At 35.6% G+C, this 19,197-nt stretch carries 19 protein-coding genes, 1 tRNA gene and 1 rRNA gene; 4 read left to right on the top strand and 17 right to left on the bottom strand.

Features of this window, described 5'->3' with window-relative positions; translation table 11 throughout:
• Positions 1–79 precede the first annotated feature (79 nt).
• From ACQKP0_RS21760 to groES, 7 genes are all read right to left on the bottom strand, one after another.
• Positions 80–1,012, bottom strand: a complete 933-nt coding sequence (locus ACQKP0_RS21760) for a type II secretion system F family protein (RefSeq protein ID WP_427407921.1) — start codon at positions 1,010–1,012, stop codon at positions 80–82.
• 4 nt (positions 1,013–1,016) lie between these two features.
• Entirely contained in the window at positions 1,017–1,940 is a 924-nt protein-coding gene (locus ACQKP0_RS21755; protein WP_427407920.1) for a type II secretion system F family protein, read from the bottom strand.
• Positions 1,941–1,947: 7 nt separating this feature from the next.
• Positions 1,948–3,273 (bottom strand): CpaF family protein, encoded by a 1,326-nt coding sequence (locus tag ACQKP0_RS21750; protein ID WP_427407919.1) that lies wholly within the window; start codon positions 3,271–3,273, stop codon positions 1,948–1,950.
• 23 nt (positions 3,274–3,296) lie between these two features.
• Positions 3,297–4,457 carry an AAA family ATPase gene (locus tag ACQKP0_RS21745; protein WP_427407918.1) on the bottom strand — a complete coding sequence of 387 codons (1,161 nt, stop codon included), beginning with the start codon at positions 4,455–4,457 and terminating at the stop codon, positions 3,297–3,299.
• Positions 4,458–4,483: 26 nt separating this feature from the next.
• Positions 4,484–5,278, bottom strand: coding sequence for a Flp pilus assembly protein CpaB (cpaB, locus tag ACQKP0_RS21740; RefSeq protein ID WP_427407917.1), 795 nt, complete (start codon positions 5,276–5,278; stop codon positions 4,484–4,486).
• A gap of 536 nt (positions 5,279–5,814) precedes the next feature.
• Positions 5,815–7,443, bottom strand: a complete 1,629-nt coding sequence (groL, locus tag ACQKP0_RS21735) for a chaperonin GroEL (RefSeq protein ID WP_427407916.1) — start codon at positions 7,441–7,443, stop codon at positions 5,815–5,817.
• 64 nt (positions 7,444–7,507) lie between these two features.
• Complete coding sequence (groES, locus tag ACQKP0_RS21730) at positions 7,508–7,792, bottom strand: co-chaperone GroES (protein WP_427407957.1); 285 nt, start codon at positions 7,790–7,792, stop codon at positions 7,508–7,510.
• Between the two features lie 468 nt (positions 7,793–8,260).
• Between groES and ACQKP0_RS21725 the strand changes: the two genes are divergently transcribed.
• Positions 8,261–8,992: a CPBP family intramembrane glutamic endopeptidase gene (locus ACQKP0_RS21725; protein WP_427407956.1), complete on the top strand. Its 732-nt coding sequence runs from the start codon at positions 8,261–8,263 to the stop codon at positions 8,990–8,992.
• The gene (locus ACQKP0_RS21720; RefSeq protein ID WP_427407915.1) at positions 8,989–9,180 is read left to right on the top strand and encodes a YdiK family protein; all 192 of its coding nucleotides are present in this window, start codon (positions 8,989–8,991) and stop codon (positions 9,178–9,180) included. The genes ACQKP0_RS21725 and ACQKP0_RS21720 overlap by 4 nt, the downstream gene beginning before the upstream one ends.
• A gap of 264 nt (positions 9,181–9,444) precedes the next feature.
• On the opposite strand, the gene tatC is transcribed toward ACQKP0_RS21720, so the two are convergent.
• Genes tatC through moaC form a run of 4 tightly spaced genes read right to left on the bottom strand, consistent with a single transcriptional unit; the run spans position 9,445 to position 11,639 of the window.
• Positions 9,445–10,200: a twin-arginine translocase subunit TatC gene (gene tatC, locus ACQKP0_RS21715; protein WP_427407914.1), complete on the bottom strand. Its 756-nt coding sequence runs from the start codon at positions 10,198–10,200 to the stop codon at positions 9,445–9,447.
• 19 nt (positions 10,201–10,219) lie between these two features.
• Entirely contained in the window at positions 10,220–10,420 is a 201-nt protein-coding gene (gene tatA, locus ACQKP0_RS21710; protein WP_427407913.1) for a twin-arginine translocase TatA/TatE family subunit, read from the bottom strand.
• 55 nt (positions 10,421–10,475) lie between these two features.
• Positions 10,476–11,135, bottom strand: a complete 660-nt coding sequence (locus ACQKP0_RS21705; RefSeq protein WP_427407912.1) for a redox-sensing transcriptional repressor Rex — start codon at positions 11,133–11,135, stop codon at positions 10,476–10,478.
• 15 nt (positions 11,136–11,150) lie between these two features.
• Positions 11,151–11,639, bottom strand: coding sequence for a cyclic pyranopterin monophosphate synthase MoaC (moaC, locus tag ACQKP0_RS21700; RefSeq protein ID WP_427407911.1), 489 nt, complete (start codon positions 11,637–11,639; stop codon positions 11,151–11,153).
• Positions 11,640–12,051: 412 nt separating this feature from the next.
• Between moaC and ACQKP0_RS21695 the strand changes: the two genes are divergently transcribed.
• Positions 12,052–13,980 carry an ABC-F family ATP-binding cassette domain-containing protein gene (locus ACQKP0_RS21695; protein WP_427407910.1) on the top strand — a complete coding sequence of 643 codons (1,929 nt, stop codon included), beginning with the start codon at positions 12,052–12,054 and terminating at the stop codon, positions 13,978–13,980.
• 467 nt (positions 13,981–14,447) lie between these two features.
• On the opposite strand, the gene tsaD is transcribed toward ACQKP0_RS21695, so the two are convergent.
• Genes tsaD through tsaE form a run of 4 tightly spaced genes read right to left on the bottom strand, consistent with a single transcriptional unit; the run spans position 14,448 to position 17,069 of the window.
• On the bottom strand, positions 14,448–15,467 hold the full coding sequence (gene tsaD, locus ACQKP0_RS21690; RefSeq protein WP_427407909.1) for a tRNA (adenosine(37)-N6)-threonylcarbamoyltransferase complex transferase subunit TsaD: 1,020 nt from the start codon (positions 15,465–15,467) through the stop codon (positions 14,448–14,450).
• The gene (gene rimI, locus ACQKP0_RS21685) at positions 15,467–15,910 is read right to left on the bottom strand and encodes a ribosomal protein S18-alanine N-acetyltransferase (RefSeq protein ID WP_427407955.1); all 444 of its coding nucleotides are present in this window, start codon (positions 15,908–15,910) and stop codon (positions 15,467–15,469) included. The genes tsaD and rimI overlap by 1 nt, the downstream gene beginning before the upstream one ends.
• On the bottom strand, positions 15,910–16,617 hold the full coding sequence (gene tsaB / locus ACQKP0_RS21680) for a tRNA (adenosine(37)-N6)-threonylcarbamoyltransferase complex dimerization subunit type 1 TsaB (protein WP_427407908.1): 708 nt from the start codon (positions 16,615–16,617) through the stop codon (positions 15,910–15,912). Before tsaB ends, rimI begins: the two co-directional genes overlap by 1 nt.
• Complete coding sequence (gene tsaE / locus ACQKP0_RS21675) at positions 16,614–17,069, bottom strand: tRNA (adenosine(37)-N6)-threonylcarbamoyltransferase complex ATPase subunit type 1 TsaE (protein ID WP_427407907.1); 456 nt, start codon at positions 17,067–17,069, stop codon at positions 16,614–16,616. Before tsaE ends, tsaB begins: the two co-directional genes overlap by 4 nt.
• A gap of 544 nt (positions 17,070–17,613) precedes the next feature.
• Between tsaE and ACQKP0_RS21670 the strand changes: the two genes are divergently transcribed.
• Entirely contained in the window at positions 17,614–18,522 is a 909-nt protein-coding gene (locus tag ACQKP0_RS21670; RefSeq protein WP_427407906.1) for a glycerophosphodiester phosphodiesterase, read from the top strand.
• Positions 18,523–18,864: 342 nt separating this feature from the next.
• Here ACQKP0_RS21670 and ACQKP0_RS21665 read toward each other — a convergent pair.
• A tRNA-Met gene (locus ACQKP0_RS21665) sits at positions 18,865–18,938 on the bottom strand.
• Positions 18,939–19,104: 166 nt separating this feature from the next.
• Positions 19,105–19,197: ribosomal RNA gene (gene rrf, locus ACQKP0_RS21660) — 5S ribosomal RNA — on the bottom strand; the annotation flags it as partial.

Here is a 19,197-nt window from a genome sequence, read left to right as displayed (position 1 = left end):
ATGACCACTGATTAAAAGAATTATAGTTTGATCTCCCCAGAATCACCCCTTTCAAGTACAAACCTTCTTTCGAATAAACCTACAATAAAGAAAAAATATTGTTATCCCCATAAATCATATTTAAAATAACCAATCCTAATATTGTTATCATTATGAGTGGTGCTATCAGTAGTGAAATAATTAGAGTAACTTTAGGAGATGCCTTAGCCGCTCGCTCCTTCACCTGCTCTAAACTGATTCTTCTAATTTCATCAGACTGCGCCTGAAAAGTAGAAGCAATCGGAACACCTAATCTTTGTCCTTGAATAAGAGTTTTTATAAAACCTTGAAATTCCGGATTATCATTTCTACGCAGAATCTCCTCGTATGCTTTCTCTCTAGGAACACCTAACTCAATTTCATGAATATACTTGGAAAATTCCTGCCTTATTGGCCCGCTAAAATATTTAATTGTTTCTTTAATGGCACTATCTAATCCGGATCCTGCCTGTAAACTAATACTCACAGTATCCAAAAAGTCTGGCAAATCTTTCCTTAATTGCTGCTGTCGCTTTTTTACAGTGCTTTTTATAAGAATAATAGGAACAAAAAATCCTAAAACCGGGTAAGCTACTAGAGCAATATTTGATAATGGGAGTCCCATAATTACACAGAAAGATCCTAATAGTAATCCACCAAACACACATACAATCTTAAAGCCCTGAAACCTATTTACACTTAATTCGAATGGATTTCCTGACTTCTCTAACAGCAACTTGATATCAGCTGATTCACTCATAAAGTTAATTCTTTCACCTATATTGGATAGGTCATCAGCATATTTCGAAAGATGTTTTATTAACTTTTTTACAAATGATGTTTTCTTTGTTTCGCTTGTCAATCCAGCTAGTGCCACTTCACTCATATAGAGCTTTAAAGATTCTTTTTCCCGTGAATATTTGAATAAATTTCCAAGCCCAATAAAAAGACATAACCAAAAAAGTACGATTGATAAAAGTATGACTGTATCCATAGCTTTACACCTTAATATTCGTTACTGCTTTTACAAGCAGAAACGCTATTATCATTCCGATAATAAAAATAATCATTAAAATAGCACCGGGTATTGTAAATATAGGATCCAAAAATCCATCCATCATGGTATTTAGCATGAGAATCAATACGATCGGCATAGCAGGCAAAATATATGAAACAAAACGTTGTTCAGCGGTAGATGTCTTAATTGTTTGACGAAGAATTTTTCTTTCCTCTAACGTTTTTGACATTTCCTCTAAAACCTTCGTTAAATTTCCACCAGATCTTTTTTGAATGAGAAGTGCTGATACAAATAACTTAAATTCCCTTGTCTCTATACGTTTTTCTAAGGACTTTAAAGCACTTTCAAAATTAACTCCAAGCCTTAAATTATGTGTTAACTCTTTAAATTCTTCCTTAGCAGGTGAATCCATTTCAGCTGCTACCACTTCCAATCCTTGATTAATGGTCATTCCTGCCCTTGTACTATTTGCCAACAAACGACATACCTCTGATAACTGGTTATTCAATTTCTCTACCTGTTTATTTTTTTTAAATATCAGTAGGAACCAGTATGACAAAATACAAACTATAACAGATGTAATCATACTTAGTACAAGCGGCAAAGAGAAAATAACAGTTAATAACATAGTTAATGCAAATGCACATAATAGCAAAATGGCAATAAATTCTGAAGGAAGTATAGAAATATTAGCTTGAACTAGCTTTCTTTTAATGCTTTCTGCAGAAGATGTTTGATCAAAACGATCCCCTAATTTTACAATGAAACTATTTCTCTCTTTCTTCTTAAAAAAGTTTTCATACTGTTTCTTCACTTCACGTTTATCTTTACGAAAACCAAGGTAATTATATAATCCCCATATAAAGAATAAGACAGATACTCCAAAAAGTATGGCACTTTCCATTGTCCAGTCACCTCCTATTGAATAACTGTTTTGGTAAGCTAATACCAAACATCTTTATTCTTTCTAAACACCTTGGTTGAATACCTGTAGCTGTAAAATGGCCATCAATTTGACCATTCGCTTTTAAACCTGTTCTTTGAAATTTGAATATTTCAGAAATAGTAATTTCCCCATCTTCATTTCTAAAAATTTCACAGACAGAGGTGATTTTCCTAGTACCATCTGTCAACCTTTCACCTTGGATAATAACATCCAATGCCCCGACAATGTATTCTCGTATAATATGAGTTGGTAAATCCATACCAGCCATAACGACCATTCCTTCTACCCTACGAAGAGCATCAAAAGGAGTATTCGCATGGACAGTCGTAATTGAACCTTCATGTCCAGTATTCATTGCTTGCAACATATCAAATGCTTCAGATCCCCGAACCTCCCCTACAATAATCCGATCCGGCCGCATCCTTAGAGAGTTTTTTACTAATTGTCGAATGGTGATTTCACCTTTTCCTTCCATATTTTCTGGTCTCGCTTCCATTCCAACCACATTATGTTTATCAAGGCGAAGTTCAGCTGAGTCTTCAATCGTAATAACACGTTCACCATTCGGTATAGAGTTACCTAATACATTTAAGAGAGTTGTTTTCCCACTTCCTGTTCCACCTGAAATTAAAATATTCATCTTTGCTTTTACAACAGCATCTAAAAAAATAGACATATCCTCATCTAGCGATTCAAAGTTCAAAAGATCATTCATTTTGAAAGGTTCTTTACGAAATTTTCTAATTGAAACAAGTGGACCATTTAAACTTATAGGTGGTATAACAGCATTTACCCGGCTACCATCTGGTAAACGCGCATCTACCATCGGTGAACTTTCGTCAATCCTTCTGCCAATCGGAGCAACAATTCGATCAATAACATGCCGAACGTGGCTGTCATCTTTAAATGTGACTGGGGTAAGCTCGAGCTTTCCAAGCCTTTCTACATATATTTCGTTATATCCATTTATTAGTATTTCAGTAATTCCAACATCATTTAATAGAGGTTCTAAAGGGCCAAAGCCTACAGATTCATCAATAATTCTTGTTAATAGCACCTCTTTATCATGACGTGAAATGACTACTTTTTCCTCACTCATGTATTGACTTATCAGTTGCTCAATTCTTAATTTCATTTCCCCTTGAGGAAGGTTGGTCAATAGCTCTAAATTAGCTTCACGCAATATTCTCGTTTTATAGTGTTCTACCAATTCAGAAATATAAGAACCTTCAAAAGGCTCTCTTTGTTTTGCCTGTGTTTGGACAACCTTTCTTTTTTCAAACAGTGACATTTTCTATCAATCCTCTTAATGAATTATTCCAGTATTTGAACAACCCATTTTTTAATACTTTTGGCAAATGGGATTAACTTCTTCTCGTTTTGTTCTTTTCTGAAAGGTTCACTTTTGTTTATATGTGATTGAACACCCTTAATATCTCTAGGAAGCTTAGCGGCTATTGGAAAATGAATAATATCTTTTATATCTTTAGGATTAATCTCATTTTCCTTGCCTACATCATTTAATAGAACTTCCAGCCTATTTTCATATTCGATGCCGAGGCGTTTAAAGAGCCCTTCGACTTGCTTTAGCATGCTAATTGAAGGAGTATCAAGATTTAATATATAAAAAATCTTGTCTGATTCTTCAATAGCGGAATATGTGTGTTCATTTATTACAACAGGTAGATCTACTAAAACAAAATCATAACTTCTTCGACAAGTTCTAAGTAGCTTTGATACAAATTCTCCAGGAAGCTGTTCGGCTACTTCTGCATCTCTTGGACTCAAGAGAACCTCTAGCTTTGAGTATTTTTCTTTTTCAGAGACATTTCTTATATGACTTTCATTTAATTCATTTACAACTGGCAAAAGGTCAGCAATTGAGCGGTTTGACTCAATAGATAAGAATGTTTCTATTCCCCCAAATTGAAGATTTAAATCGATAAGAATAACTTGTGCTGTTGATTCAAATTTTAACGTTTGGGCAAAAGCACCAGATATTAACGATTTACCAGCTCCGCCTTTGCCACTATAAAAGGAATATATTCTTCCTCGTCCTCTTTTAAATGTTTGGTTTGCAGATGCTGTCTCAGTTAATTGCTGCTTCTTTTGAAATGCCATCTGGACAATACTATCCATTCGTCCAAAAAGCATTGCATTTTCATCAGGGAGAACAAAGAAATCGATGACTCCAGCCCTAGTTACATTTCTTAATAAGTCAAAATCCTGTGTAAATGCAATAAATACAATTGGAGTAAAAGGGTTTATAGAATGAATGTATTCAATTGAGTCAATCGAAGAATCATCTTCGGGTTGAACTAAAAAGATAAGATCTGGTGCAAGGCGATCTAGTTCCGTTTTTAATTCGCGATAGGTAATATTTTCTAAATTATCATAATTATTCAGCAATCCTTTTAGATGGTTAAGGAATTGTTCATTTTCGCTTACAAGTAAAATTTTTACCTCTGCACTCATAAAGGCCCTCCTATTAGTATGTGTCTTTATTTTTTGTCGCCCTTTTTGTTGGCTTCATGAGGTTTTTTACCGTTTTTATCTTGATTTCCCTTTTCCTGGTCCTTCTTTACCTGTTCCTCCGGCTTCTTTTTATCCTCTGTTTTTTGTTGATTACTTGCATTATCTTGCTGAGTTTGATCACTGTTCACATTCTGTGTTGTTATTTGATCACCCTTTCCAACATTTGCCTTTAATATTCGAAGACTGTCTGCATAATTTTGCATATGTATTAAACGTGGTGCATCATCAGCTGAAATTTCAACCGCAACGCCAGAAAATTTTTTATCACTGTTGATTACAGCAGCAACTGGCACATCCTTCATGAATACCTCTGTCTTGGGAGCATTACCGAATTTTTGAGAAACGATAATATCAACCCTATCTAATGCTTCCACAGTTTGGTCAAATTGTACTTTCTCTGATTGATGGATTGTGACTAATCTATGATTCTCATTCGTTGCATTTGTTACAGGTTTAATCATTGATTTAGCAATGATATCTTCCTCCGATAGTGGAACAACTAACACTTTATTAATGAGATCGTCTACATCTGTAACATACGACTTATTTACATACTTATTTGGGATCTCAATTGTTTTCACTTGATTTGGACGAATAAGCGTTCTACTTGGAATATCAGCTGCCGCTACATAGATTTTTGTCATTCCACCTAGGCTGCTGTTAAGTTGTTTTACTTTTTGCAGGAAAAACACACCTGCTACAATTGCTAGTATTAGAGAAATTGAAATAAAGATAATTGCACGACGTTTTGATTCCAACATTTGTAAATACCCCTCATTACAGTGTTAAATTGATAAATCGTAAAATAATTAATTCCATATAAATCAATAGTTTCTAAAGCATCTTTTGTATACCTTTTCCAAAAACATATTAATTCAAACTTTTCGCATAATTATTTTGAAATTATTGGTTCAAATATATCTATCAAATTTTACTAAAGGTTTGATTTCCTACTTTCTATAAAAGGAGTTTATTCCCATATATAACTATTTACCACCAGATAAATAATCGGTCAAACCGCTCTCATGATAATGTCGAATTTTGTCTGGTACTTTATTTCCAGCATTACTTTGAAACTAGTATTTTTTGTAGGAGAATAGGACGAGTATGATTCTTTTTTATTAGGGTAATAGATTGCTCTTTTTGGAAAATAACGGAATAATTTTTACGAATATTACAAATTGTAGGGAAATTTTACTGTTTTTTCTGGAAAAATAGGTTGGAGTTTAAATTTTTTTATACAAAAAAAATCCCGTAAGACAATAATTGTCTTACGGGATTTTGGCTAGTGAATGAATTACATCATTCCGCCCATGCCCATGCCGCCCATATCAGGCATTGCAGGACCTTTATTTTCTTCTGGTTTGTCAGCAACAACAGCTTCAGTTGTTAATAACATAGCTGCTACAGATGCTGCATTTTGAAGTGCGTAGCGTGTTACCTTAGTAGGATCAACGATACCTGCTTCAATCATGTTTACCCATTCACCGTTTGCTGCATTGAAGCCAACGCCAACTTTTTCTTTCTTCAAGCGGTCAACAATAACAGATCCTTCAAGACCAGCATTGTGAGCGATTTGACGAACTGGCTCTTCTAATGCACGAAGAACGATATTGATACCTGTAGCTACATCACCTTCAGCTGCAATAGAAGTTACTTTATTATATACGTTTACAAGTGCAGTACCACCACCGGAAACGATACCTTCTTCAACAGCTGCACGTGTAGAGTTTAGAGCATCTTCAATGCGAAGTTTGCGTTCTTTTAATTCTGTTTCAGTAGCTGCACCAACTTTAATTACTGCAACACCACCAGCAAGCTTAGCAAGGCGCTCTTGTAATTTTTCACGGTCAAATTCAGAAGTAGTTTCTTCTAATTGAACACGGATTTGGTTTACGCGAGCAGAGATGTTTGCAGTATCTCCAGCGCCCTCAACGATTGTTGTATTTTCTTTTGTAACAACAACTTTTGCTGCACGGCCTAAAGAATCAATAGTTGCAGTCTTAAGGTCAAGACCTAAATCTTCAGTGATTACTTCACCGCCAGTTAGAACAGCGATGTCTTCAAGCATTGCTTTACGACGGTCACCGAAACCAGGAGCTTTAACTGCTACTGCATTGAATGTTCCGCGAAGTTTGTTCACGATAAGTGTTGCTTGTGCTTCACCTTCTACATCTTCAGCAATGATAAGAAGTGGTTTGCCTTGTTGTACCACTTGTTCAAGAACTGGTAATACTTCTTGGATGTTTGAGATTTTTTTATCAGTAATCAAGATGTATGGATTTTCAAGAACAGCTTCTAATTTATCTGTGTCTGTAACCATGTAAGGAGAAACGTAACCACGGTCAAATTGCATACCTTCAACTACATCTAAATCAGTTGTAAAGCCTTTTGATTCTTCGATAGTAATTACACCATCGTTACCAACACGTTCCATTGCTTCAGCAATTAATTGACCAACTTCTTCATCAGCTGCAGAGATAGCAGCAACTTGAGCGATTGACTCTTTGCCTTCAATTGGTTTTGAAATAGCTTGAAGCTCTTCAACAGCTGTTTGAACTGCCTTTTCAATCCCTTTGCGGATTCCAACAGGGTTTGCACCAGCTGTTACGTTTTTCAAGCCTTCACGAATCATTGCTTGTGCAAGTACAGTTGCAGTTGTTGTACCATCACCAGCAACATCATTTGTTTTGCTTGCTACTTCAGAAACAAGCTTTGCACCCATGTTTTCGAAAGCATCCTCTAATTCGATTTCTTTCGCAATGGTTACACCGTCATTTGTAATTAATGGAGAACCAAATTTTTTCTCAAGTACCACGTTACGTCCTTTTGGTCCAAGTGTTACTTTTACAGCATCTGCTAATTTATCAACTCCGCGAAGCATTGCACGGCGTGCTTCTTCACTGAATTTAATTTCTTTTGCCATTTGAAATTACCTCCTCGTTCATTATCTTAGATCAGTGTATTATATTTACGAAAATGGTAAATGACTATTTAACGATAGCTAAAATGTCACTATCACGTAGAATTAAATATTCGTTACCTTGGTATTTCACTTCTGTACCAGCATATTTAGAGAAGATGATGCGATCGCCTTCAGATACTTCAAGAGCAACTCGCTCACCGCTATCTAACACACGTCCAGTACCTACAGCAACTACCTTACCTTCTTGTGGTTTTTCCTTTGCAGAGTCCGGAAGAACGATACCGCTTGCAGTTTTTTCTTCTGTTTCTACTAGTTCAATTACGACGCGATCTCCAAGTGGTTTTAACAAGTGAAACAACCTCCTCAATATTTTATGTAAATTTTAGGTTATTAGCACTCGACACACTTGAGTGCTAACACAATTATTATAATAAATAATTCATTTCCTTTTTGCAAGTCTCAAGGAAAAAAATTTTTTAAAATATTCTAGATTAAAGAAGTTTCAACTTTTACAATAAATTAGTTTAAATTTATTACATTCATACATCAGAACGAGTTTTACATATAATAGAATGAAGGGCTTAAATTTGAACGTACATTTATTCAATAGTAGAATGGAAATTGTGATACAAGTAAGTGTTTGAAAGAGGTTGTTCAAAAAGTCCGGGAAAAATAGCTGTCGAATTTCTCGTCAGCTTGCTGCTACGCTCCTCACGTATTAAAAGCATACGCTCCGGTGCTCGCAGACTTCGCTTCCTCGAACTTCTCGGCTCTTTTTGTTCTCCTTTTTGAACTCTCATTGAAAGGAAAAAAAAATGTGAAAAAAGAGTATGCATATATTTTAATTACTTATATTGTCATGCAATTATCTGGATATATCGGCTATCCCATAGTTTACGGGATTGGGGTAAAGGGATTTCATGCTTCGGAAAGCTATATGAAAATGATGACACCTATTTATTGGATAGTGTTCAGCTTTATTTCCGCGCTAATTATTGTTTTACTTATCTTAATAAAATCTGAACGTAAATATCGATTAGAGAGAGAAGCACCACTTTCCCTGGGCAGATCACTAGTATGGGCAATTGGAGGGATTTTCTTGGCCTTTTTTGCCCAAGCTATCGCTTCAATGATTGAGCAGCTCCTAGGAATTAAAGTAGGATCTGAGAATACTCAGCGGATCGTTAATCTAATTGAAAGCTTCCCTATTGTTGTAGTAGTAAGTTCGATTATTGGTCCTATCTTAGAGGAAATCGTCTTTAGGAAAGTAATCTTCGGTTCATTGCATAAGCGTTTATCCTTTTTTCCTTCAGCACTGATTAGTTCAGTTATTTTTGGGTTAGCCCACATGGAGTTTGTACATTTAATTCTTTATTCTGCGATGGGGTTCACTTTTGCGTTTCTTTATAAAAAAACAAACAGAATTATGGTTCCTATTATTGCACACGTGATGATGAATACACTAGTGGTTATTGCGCAATTGTTAAACCGTGAAGAAATTCAAAAATTAATAGAGAACCAAAGTTTTATTGGAGGATTTTTCTCATGAGACCATTATTCTCTGGAGTTATCTATTGCCTTTTAGGCACTCTTTTTACATATTTCGCTATTCAGCAAGTAAACAGCAATGGCTGGTCTTTTTTTGCGTACATGCTAATATTTTTAGCAACTATCGACTATGGATCTGGTTTCCGTTTAATCTTATTGCACTTTAAAATTAAAAGCAAACTAAAATAAGAAAAGCGCAAGCGCCTTGATCATCGGTGTACGGATTTTGTAGTCTTCGACTGAGATAAAGGAAACACGGCGAGGTAGTTAGGAGCCGATGTTGACTTATCGTAGGGAGAAGACGTAGAAATCCGCTAGCCGACGGCTGCTTGCGCTAGACACAGCAGACACTTTTCATGCCTAATATCCTTAGTAGATTTTATACTTTCTTACCTTTAAATAAAGGTCTTACCCTCTATCCTACATAAAAAACCTTCCATTCTGGAAGGTTTTTTATTCGGAGCTGCTCTCCAATTCATATTTTAATTCTGCTGCTTTTAATTTCCTGTAGCCTATTTTCGAAACCCAAATACTAACTTCATATAATATCATTAGTGGAACACCGACAACAATTTGCGACATAACATCTGGCGGTGTAATAAATGCTGAAAGAACGACTAAAAAGAAATAAGCATACTTCCTTATTTTCTTTAAAAACATCGGTGTAATAATTCCTAATCGGGTTAAAAATAGAATCACTATTGGCAATTCAAATAATAACCCAAAGGGCATTGTAATCTGAAATAAAAATGAGAAATATTCATTTATTCCGATTACAGTATTAATATCCATTTGAGCTGATAGCTTCATCATAAATTGAATAATCATTGGAAATAAAACAAAATAAGAAAAAGCGACACCAGCAAGAAATAATAACACTGCTATTGGTATATAGCTTAAGGTAATTTTTCGCTCTTTTTCATATAATCCCGGACTTATAAATGCCCACAATTGATAGAGGATAACAGGTAAGATAATAACTATAGCTAAATATACTGTCATATCCATATAAACTTTGAAAGGGTCTGTCAACCGAAAAGCATTCATTGTCAAATTTTTAGCTAAATCAGATGTTTGAAGGAAACGTATGAGCGGCTGAGAAAGAAAAAAGCTTATAATTACAGCCAAGATAAAGAAAACGACTATTATCAGCAGCCGCTTCCTTAACTCGGATATATGTTCGAAAATGGTCATATTTTTTTGACTCATATGATTTCATCCTTACATTTTACTTAACAGAATCACTTTTGGAATCTTTTTTTGCGTCATCCTCTTCATCGTCTGCTAAGCCTCTAGTTGCGTTTTTGAATTCTTTTAAAGTATTCCCCGCAGCTCTACCTAATTGCGGTAATTTTTTCGGACCAAAAACTAGCAAGGCAACAATTATAATGATAATAATACTTCCAATACCAGGTCTCACGTGGCCCACCTCCTCATACTAACATGATATAGGATATTTTTTGTTTTATCCATTATGTTTTCATTTAGTCTTGTGAAATTTCCGTGTCATTTGGATAGTGTTTTAAAAAATATACTAACGACTGTAATTCTACTGCTAGATCAATATGATGAACCCTTATAGACGCAGGTACATTTAGTCTAGCCGGTGTAAAATTTAATATACCTTTTACATTTGTCCCTGTCACTTGATCTGTAATCCTTTGTGCAACATCTGCCGGTACCGTGAGAATAACAACTCGAATATCCTCTTCCATTAAACGTGTGGCAAGTTCATCTAAACTGTAAATCGTTACATTACCGATTTTTTTGCCCACTTTTTTTTGATCAATATCAAAAGCCATTTCTATTTTCGTATTATTATTTTTCAAAAAGTTATAATTTAAAAAAGCAGTACCTAAATTACCGACACCGATAAGTGCTACTTTTGTCAGTTCATCTTGGTCCAAGGTTTTTCGGAAAAATGTTAAAAGGTAATTGACGTTATATCCATATCCTTTTTTTCCTAGTGCTCCAAAGTAAGAAAAATCCCTTCGAATCGTTGCTGAATCAACCTTCACAGCCTCACTTAATTCGGCCGAGGATACACGTTGTTTACCAGATGAGTGTAAGTTTTGTAAAAATCGATAGTAAAGTGGTAACCTTTTAGCTGTTGCTTGAGGTATTTTTATTAATTCTTCATTCATACGCTGGCCCCCCATCTAACTCCTATGATAATCAGCACTTGAAACACCGCCTGTTTTCTCTACTAAAAATGTAGGGCCGATAACCATTCCTTTATCTACTGCTTTACACATATCATAGACGGTTAAAGCAGTTATTGATGCAGCAGTTAATGCTTCCATCTCTACACCTGTGTTTCCCTTCGTTTTTACACTAGAAGTGATCTTTAAGATAAAGTGATGTTCATTTTTTCGTTCCCAATTAAATTCTATATTAATTCCGTTTATTGGAATTGGATGACACATCGGGATGAGGTCCCATGTTTTTTTTGCAGCCATGATCCCAGCTACTTGTGCAACCCCTAGAACATCCCCTTTTTTCATTTTATTTTCGTGAATCAATTGATACATTTCTTTACTCAGCTCGATACTTGATCGTGCAATCGCAGTCCGAACGGTTTCAGGTTTAGCGCTTACATCAACCATTTTCGCCCTGCCTTGATCATTAAAATGTGTAAGCTCAGACATCTAAAACACCTCTTCATTCATCATACACTATTTTAGTGAACTTGTCCTATATGTGGGTGTTCAAAAAGGAGGACAAAAAGAGCCGAGAAGTTCGAGGAAGCGAAGTCTGCGAGCACCAGAGCGTATGCTTTTAATACGTGAGGAGCGGAGCAGCGAGCTGACTTAAAAAGTGGAAGTGCCTTGTTCAGCCCCGACAAGCAAATGTTCTCTAACCTATGAAGTCTGTTCTTTGACTTCATAGGTTAGAGGTTATTTGACCTCGAGGGGCTAGGCACTGGAACTGGATTAGAAGAAATTCGACAGCTATTTTTCCCGGACTTTTTGAACATCCTCTATATGTAAAAACGCAGGAATCATTGCCGAAGTACTCTGCTATACGTTACACTACCTATATAGATGAGGTGAAATAATCATGATTTTATTACAAGTTCAACAACTAACAAAACATTTTGGTGCTGAACTTATTTTATCAAATATAAAATTAGAGATTCAGCAAAGGGACCGGATTGCACTCGTTGGTAGAAATGGAGCAGGAAAATCTACATTACTCAAAATTATCTCCGGTCAAATATCTTTAGATTCCGGGGATATTATTAAACCGAAGGATGTTTCAATTGGTTACCTTGCTCAAAATACGGGATTGGAATCGAATTTATCGATTTGGGACGAAATGTTAACCGTTTTTAAGGACCTACAAAAAATGGAGTCGGAATTAAGAGATTTAGAGCAAAAAATTGCCGACCCGAACTATTATGAAAATACTGATCTTTACAATAAAGTATTATCCGAATATGATCGTTTACAAATTCATTTTAAAGATTCTGGCGGCTATCAATATGAAGCAGATATTCGTTCCGTCCTCCACGGTCTCAGATTTAGTGACTTTGATTATCGTACAATGATTGAAACATTAAGCGGAGGACAGAAAACTCGCCTTGCACTTGCTAAATTACTCTTGACGAAGCCCGACATTTTAATATTAGACGAACCAACTAACCATTTGGATATCGATACTCTTTCTTGGCTGGAACAATATTTACAAGGCTACGACGGAGCTATCCTTATTGTTTCTCATGATCGTTATTTCTTAGATAAGGTCGTTAATCAAGTGTATGAGCTTTCTCGTCATGCTATTCAAAAATACCACGGAAATTACAGTCAATATTTAGTTCAAAAAGCAGAACAATACGAACGTGAACTAAAGCAGTATGAAAAACAACAAGAAGAAGTCTCTAAGCTCCAAGAATTTATTCAGCGAAATTTAGCTAGAGCTTCCACAACTAAAAGAGCGCAAAGCCGCAGAAAAAAGCTCGAAAAAATGACGATTATGGACAGGCCGTTAGGTGATGAAAAATCTGCCACTTTTTCATTTGACATTGAAAAACAAAGTGGAAATGAAGTCCTTACTCTTGTAGATGGGGTCATTGGGTATGAAGACAAAATAATTGCAGAGGATATTCAATTATCTATTAAAAAAGGCGAAAGTATAGCACTTGTAGGACCGAATGGAGTTGGGAAATCCACTCTTTTAAAAACCCTTATCAAGAAATTAAAGCTTCAATCTGGAAAAATAAATTACGGATCAAATGTTACTATTGGTTACTATGATCAAGAGCAAGCCGAACTATCATCCAATAAAACGGTTTTAAGTGAATTATGGGATGACTATCCATTAAAAGATGAAAAAGAAATACGTACGGTTTTAGGAAACTTCTTATTTTCTGGAGATGATGTTCTCAAGATAGTTTCAAGTCTTAGTGGTGGAGAAAAAGCGAGACTCGCATTATCCAAACTATTGCTGCAAAAAGCAAATTTCCTCATACTTGATGAACCTACAAACCATTTGGATCTAGATAGTAAAGAAGTATTAGAAAATGCTCTTATCGATTATCCAGGAACTATCCTTTTTGTTTCTCACGACCGCTATTTTATAAATAGAATAACAACGAAGGTTATTGAACTTTCTCAAAAAGGAACAAAGGAATTTCTAGGTGATTATGATTATTATATTGAAAAGCAGCTTGAATTGATGGAATTAAAAAAGCTAGAAAATAAAAAACATGAAACGCTATCAGATAAACCTAATACAGCAAAACAATCATATCAACTAGATAAAGAAGCAAAAAAACTAGAAAGACAACGGAAGCGCAGGATAGAGGAAATTGAGACTCTAGTTGAACAGCTTGAAAGTGAATTAGAGACTAAAGAAGCATTACTATGTGAACCTGAAATTTATCAGGACCATGAAAAAGTAACCGAACTTAATAAAGACATTAGCGATATAAAAGAGAAAATTGACCATTTAATGGAGGAGTGGTCAGAAATAGAGGAATTAGTATAAAACTAGATGAGGGTGAACTTAGTTATCAAACAGATATGTTCACCCTCATTATTTTTTCCACATAATTGTCCACAATTATAGTTCGATGGACCTGTTAGAAAAATATTATTTTGTGTGCATTTATGATATTATCAACAAACTTATACACATTATCCACAGAAAATCTAATTTTACTCTAATAATTTATTCACAACACCATTACTTTATCAACAATTTATCCACAACATGTGCACAACAACAGTTGTTCGTATTTTATTTATTCACATGTTAAGAAAAGCGGAAGCGCTGGAGCTAGACAGAAACTACACTGGTTAAATAATTTATTTAGTATAAAATTTTATACTTTCTTAACCTGTGGACAGAAAAATACTCCAGGTCTTCAGCCGAATCATTCTTCCGACCCAGATTTTGACTAAATAGCTTTCTTTTCGACAGTAAAAAAGAAGCATGCTAATTGCAGCATACTCCTAAAAGTTTTCAATATCTAAACTTGGATTTGCATTTAACGAATACTCACTTCTTTTTCCTTTTTCAAACAGGATACTTCCAGCTGCCGCAATCATTGCTGCATTATCTGTGCATAAGTTTAACGGCGGAATCACTAACTCAATATTATTGATATCAGCGAATTCTGATTCAAGCTCAGATCTTAACCCTTTATTCGCAGCTACTCCACCTGATAATAATACTTGCTTAACATTAAATTCTTTAGCAGCTTTTAAAGTTTTCGTTACTAGTACGTCAATAACGCTTGCTTGAAAGCTTGCGGCCATATTTTTAGGATCCACAGTAATACCTTTCTGTTCTGCATTGTGAAGGGTGTTAATAACTGCTGATTTTAAACCACTAAAACTGAAATCATAGGTATCTTCCTCCAACCAAGCTCTCGGTAAATCAATGGTTGGTGAACCTTCATGTGCGAGTCGATCGATATGAGGACCGCCAGGATAAGGGAGATTAAGTGTCCTCGCTACCTTATCATAGGCTTCTCCAGCTGCATCATCTCTTGTTTCTCCTATTACTTCAAATTCACCATGTTCCTTCATTAACACTAATTCCGTGTGCCCGCCTGACACAACCAAGGATAATAAAGGAAAGCTCATTTCTTTAATCAGCCGATTAGCATAAATATGCCCTGCAATATGATGAACACCAACCAGTGGAATATTTTTCGCAAAAGCAATGGCCTTAGCTGCATTTACTCCAACTAATAGTGCTCCAACTAGGCCGGGACCTTCGGTGACAGCTATTGCATCAATATCTTGAAACGTTACCTCGGCTTTTTCTAAAGCCTCTTCGATGACAATTGTAATTTGTTCAACATGATGCCTTGATGCCAGCTCCGGGACAACTCCGCCAAATCTTTTATGACTTTCAATTTGGGAAGCAACAATATTAGATAAAATTTTCGTCCCATTTTTTATTACAGCTGCAGCCGTTTCATCACAGCTCGTTTCTATTCCTAAAACAATTAAATCCTTTTTCATTATAAATTCACCCACATGACTAAGGCATCCTCTTGGTTATCAGAGTAATAGCTTTTCCTGACTCCACCTTCAAAGAAACCTAATTTCTTGTATAAGGATTGAGCAATTGTATTGCTTACCCTTACCTCTAATGTCATTGATCTAGCGCCAGACTTGATAGAAAAATCCATCATACTTCTTAATAATAATTCACCTAATTTTTTTCCACGATACTCAGGTAAAATTGCAATGTTGGTAATGTGAGCCTCATCAACTACAAGCCAAACACCACAATACCCTATAATTTTATCCCTATCTTCAATTACAAAGTATACAGCAAAATGATTTTTCACAAATTCATTATAAAAAGCATCTCTTGACCAAGGTAAAGAAAAGGATTTTAATTCTACTTCCATTATTCCATCTAAGTCAGCTAAAGTTGCCTTTCGTAACTGATAATCCATCATAGTTCTTTTCCTTCACTTTTTTGTGATTCCAGCCACTTCGCTTCTGCTTCGACCAAACGAATATAATTAGGTACAAAGGAATGAATATCTTCACCAGGTAAATCCATTCCAAGAAGTCCGAGCTCACTCGGTCTAGGATTATGTTCCGTTAGACTCGCAAAAATCGCTCTATCCCCTAACGTATTAACCAATGTATCTTTATGAAGCTCTACATCATTCCCGACAAATAATATGGACTTCTCAAGTCTCTTTAACTTTTCTGCCCATTCGACTGTTAAGATATTACAATCACTTATTTCTGTTTCTAATGTAGAACCATTGTAGTGATATAATCCAGTATAAATTTGTCCTCTTCTTGCATCAAAAAGTGGTGAAACAGACCCTTGAAAATGTCTGCCTACACCCGCCATTAGTGCAAGACTTGATATTCCAACAAGAGGTATCCCTAAACTCCAAGCCATTGTTTTTGCAATGGTCACACCAATTCTAACCCCAGTATAGGAACCTGGCCCCTTAGCAACCACTATTTTTTCAAGATCTGAAGGTGTTATTTCACAATCATTCATAAGCTGCTGAATCGCAGGCATGACTCGAATACTATGGTTTTTCTTTAAATTTGTAATATATTCTCCTATCACCTTGTCACGATCTAATAATGCAATGCCTAATGCATAATTAGATGTATCGATTGCTAGCACTTTCATGAAAATAGCTCCTCACACAATAATTCATAACGTTCTCCGACTGGCTTAAATTCAAATTTCCTTTCCATATCTCCAATACGAAAAATAGAAACGGCTAAATATTCTTTCGGCAATTGGTCCTCAATTAAATGTGCCCATTCAACTATGGTCACACCATCACCTTCAAAATACTCATCAAAACCTAAATCCTCACTTGAATCCTGTAAACGGTATACATCCATATGGTACAAAGGAATTTTCCCATGATATTCTTTAATAATCGTAAATGTAGGACTGCTAACATTTTTTTGTATCCCTAATCCTAGTGCTATCCCCTTTGTAAATGTCGTTTTCCCTGCACCAAGATCTCCTTCTAATAAAAGGACATCTTTAGCTGCAAGCTTTTCAGCAATTTTTTGAGCAAGTGAAGAAGTATCCTCCGGCCCTTTAGACAGCCATTCATATATCTTCATAACAGTCTCCTCTAATTTACTCCCAAAACAGGGACTTTATTGATGATAAGAAAAGCGCAAGCGCCGCAGCTCTAGCGTACGGATTTCGTAGTCTTCGACTGAGATAAAGGAAACACGGCGAGGGACGAGTCGATGTTGACTTATCGTAGGGAGAAGACGGAGAAATCCGCTAGCCAATAGGCGCTGGAGCTAGACACAACAGACACTTTTCATGTCTAATATCCTTAGTAAATTTTATACTTTCTTACCTTTTAAAAAACCCTTAGATATTGATCCTAAGGGACTTCTGCCTATTCGTAGTTTACATCATTTTCATTAAATGAGCAAAAAAAGGCAAACAAAATAGATCTTTAAAATTTATGATTGTATCCATACCTTCAACAATTGAACTATAGAAAGAATACACCTGTATAATTCGTACAAACTATTGAAATAGTAAATATTTCTTATCTTTGATTGATTAACCAATTATTAATATTTTTATAGTAGAAACTTTACACTTCTTTCTTACAATAACATTGAAATAAGAAGGGAGAGATGAGGAATGAAAAAAAGCTTCAAAAAAATGGGACTATGTTTATTGAGTGTCGGGTTCATCTTCCATGCTGCTTCGACAATTGCTTTTGCGAGTAAAGATGAAGCTAATTTGCCATCACCAGAGGAAAAGATCCTAACGATTTCACACCGCGGTGCTTCCGGATATGCTCCTGAACATACCATTCCATCATACCGATTAGGCGAGCAAATGAAAGGAGACTATATTGAAATCGATTTACAGATGACAAAAGATGGATCCTTAATTGCCATGCATGATGAAACTGTCAATCGAACAACCAACGGAACGGGTAGAGTAAAAGATTTAACACTAAAGGAAATCAAGCAGCTTGATGCTGGTTCATGGTTCAATCGACAATATCCACAAAATGCGAAACCAGAATATGAAGGATTACAAGTACCCACCCTAGAAGAAATCATACAAACCTTTGGAAAAGGGTCAAAATACTATATCGAAACTAAATCACCTGAAGTTTATCCAGGTATGGAAGAAAAGCTAATTGAAACTCTTAAAAAATACAAATTAATCGGTTCAAATGGACGTTCAAGTAATGTCATCATTCAATCTTTTAGCAAAGAAAGCTTACAAAAAGTCCATCATTTAAGTCCTACTATACCATTGGTACAGCTTCTTTCTTATTCAGAACCTGCTACAATAACAGATGAAGAAATAGAAACGATAAAAACTTATGCAATAGGAGTAGGACCAAGTTTCAGTAGAATAGATAAAGCATATGTTCAAAAGATTAGAAGTCACCATCTCCACATCCATCCTTATACAGTAAATACTGAAGAGGATATGAGAAAAGCGTTAGAGTGGGGAGTAACAGGAGTATTCACAAATTATACAGATCGTTTTCAAAAGGTAATTAAAGAATTTAAAAAAGCACATGAATAACTTACTATTTTCAAGGTTGATTCAAGTTGTCGGGTCAACCTTTTTCTTTTTAAAATCTTTTAAAAAAACCATAATATCGAGACTATGGTATGACGAAATTATATACTTTATATAAAAAGGCTGTTTTCGAATAGATTGTTGTTTTTCGGATAGATTTACAGGGCTAGAATAATTTTTTTACGTGCTCTTTTCCCTATATAATAAGTCTTAAATTCCAAGTAAGATGATAAAATAGAACCGTAAAAATCCTAGTACCTATTTTTACTTGATGTTAATAACAACAAAGTTTACGAAAAGAGCCTAAAAAAAAAAACGAAACAAAGTTTCGTTTTTCGGCACTTATTGCGGAGGTAGGATTTGAACCTACGACCTTCGGGTTATGAGCCCGACGAGCTACCAGACTGCTCCACCCCGCGACGATAATAATGATATTTATTCTATGCACAAAGCTTATCATAAGACTGTCCCGATTTCAGAAAGCTTATTCAAGTAGCCGCTCAATCGGTACAACTCGCAGTTTATTCAATGGAGTAACGCTCGTTGCTCCACCCCGCGACGATATTAATAATATTAATTATACTAGCCTGGCAACGTCCTACTCTTGCAGGGGGAGAGCCCCCAACTACCATCGGCGCTGAGAAGCTTAACTTCCGTGTTCGGGATGGGAACGGGTGT

The organism is Heyndrickxia sp. NPDC080065 (genome assembly GCF_050281185.1).
Lineage (GTDB): Bacteria > Bacillota > Bacilli > Bacillales > Bacillaceae_C > Heyndrickxia.
Note: the sequence above shows the minus strand (reverse complement) of the source record. Positions and strands in the feature narration are given on the sequence as shown.